1 protein-coding gene is annotated in these 1,704 nt (G+C 42.7%); it reads left to right on the top strand.

The window, feature by feature from the left end:
• The first annotated feature begins 130 nt into the window (after window positions 1–130).
• On the top strand, window positions 131–1,477 hold the full coding sequence (locus F6K63_RS36755; RefSeq protein ID WP_287315004.1) for an NACHT domain-containing protein: 1,347 nt from the start codon (window positions 131–133) through the stop codon (window positions 1,475–1,477).
• The last annotated feature ends 227 nt before the right edge of the window (window positions 1,478–1,704 follow it).

Below are 1,704 nucleotides of genomic sequence, written 5' to 3'. Positions count from 1 at the left end.
AGCAATCTTTTTGTTTGTTTAGGATTTTTTTGGATGTAGTTCCAAGTGTAGCTCATGGTTTTTGAGGTTGATAAAAGTGATTAATTTTATCTTATTTTACCATAAGTTTGTTTTTTGGAGAGGTCTATTGATGGAGTTGGGATTAGAAGAGAGACCCGATGCCATTCCTCAGCCTTTTAGCGAAATTACTGAAATCGGTGACAACTCACATCAACCCATCCCCAAAGATGATAAAGTAATTGATATTTTTGACAAAATTGGGACAGGAGCAACCTTACTAATTTTAGGGGAACCAGGGTCAGGAAAAACCACAACCTTACTGGAATTCGCCCGGGATTTAATTGCTCGTGCTGAACAAGACACTAATCAGCTAATTCCTGTAGTATTTAACCTCTCCTCTTGGGCAAAGGAACGGCAGACGATAGCAGATTGGTTAGTAGAGGAACTGGGGAATAAATACGACGTTCCCAAGGAAATTCGAGAAACTTTAGTAAAGAAACAGCGACTACTACCATTGCTTGATGGTTTGGATGAAGTAAAGGCAAACTATCGAAACGACTGTATCCTAGCGTTAAACCAATTCAAGAAAGATTATGGTGCCGAGTTGGTAGTGTGTAGTCGGATTAAAGACTATCAAGCCCTATCCAACCGTCTGAATTTTCAGAGTTCAGTTTGTATAAGATTGCTGACTTTAGAACAAGTTTGCTATTACTTGGATAGTGTTGGGACTGAGTTAACAGGTTTGAGGACATTACTTTCAGAGGATACAGTATTACAAGAGTTAGCCCAGTCGCCCTTGATGCTCAATATTATGACCCTAGCTTATCAGGGAGTAGCAGTTGAGGATTTGCCCAAAACTGACGTAGTGGAGGAACGGCGCAGGCAGCTCTTTGATGCATATATCGAGAAGATGTTTAAGCGTCGTAAGACTAATCAACGATACAATAAAGGCCAAGTAAAGCACTGGCTAATTTGGATGGCGCAGAGGATGGTTAAGGAGTCGCAAACAGTATTTTTAATTGAAAAAATGCAGCCATCTTGGCTAATAAATGGAAAGCAAAAACGAATTTATAGGCTGATGGTCGGGCTGATGGAAGGGCTGATGTTCGGGCTGATGGAAGGGCTGATGGTCGGGCTGATGGGAGGGCTGATGGGAGGGCTGATGGTCTGGCTGATGGTCTGGCTGATGGTCTGGCTGATGGTCTGGCTGATGGTCTGGCTGATGGTCTGGCTGGATAAAGAGTTAACGGAAGAAATCAAAACAGTTGAAATACTTGATATTAATTGGAAAAAAATCTTGATTAACCGGGTGAAGGGAGGGCTGATGGTCGGGCTGATGGTCGGGCTGATGTTCGGGCTGATGGTCGGGCTGATGGAAGGGCTGATGGAAGGGCTGATGGTCGGGCTGAAGGGAATGCTGATGGGAGGGCTGATGGGCTTTCAAGGGTATGTTTTTAAGATTTCGGCATTCGCCTAGGTATTATTCAACAGAAATACATTTTGAAACCCAAACCCCAGCAAGGATTTGAGTATTAAAAAAAAATCATTAAGTGACTACTTCTTCTTAATAGCTATCCCCTGATGGGGCGATAGCTATTAAGAAACACATTTTGAAACCCAAACCTCAGAAAGGATTTGATATTTCTTGGAAAAATGTGTTTCTGACTACTGTTGGTAGTGGCCATCCCCGAAGCGTCAGGGGCT

Origin of the sequence: Moorena sp. SIO1G6, from assembly GCF_010672795.1 — a bacterium.
Lineage (GTDB): Bacteria > Cyanobacteriota > Cyanobacteriia > Cyanobacteriales > Coleofasciculaceae > Moorena > Moorena producens.
This window is presented reverse-complemented; position numbering and strand designations above follow the sequence as displayed.

What these genes read in the sequence shown, in the direction of transcription:
- F6K63_RS36755 (WP_287315004.1), top strand. Translation starts at nt 131, where the DNA reads ATGGAGTTGGGATTAGAAGAGAGACCCGATGCCATTCCTCAGCCTTTT.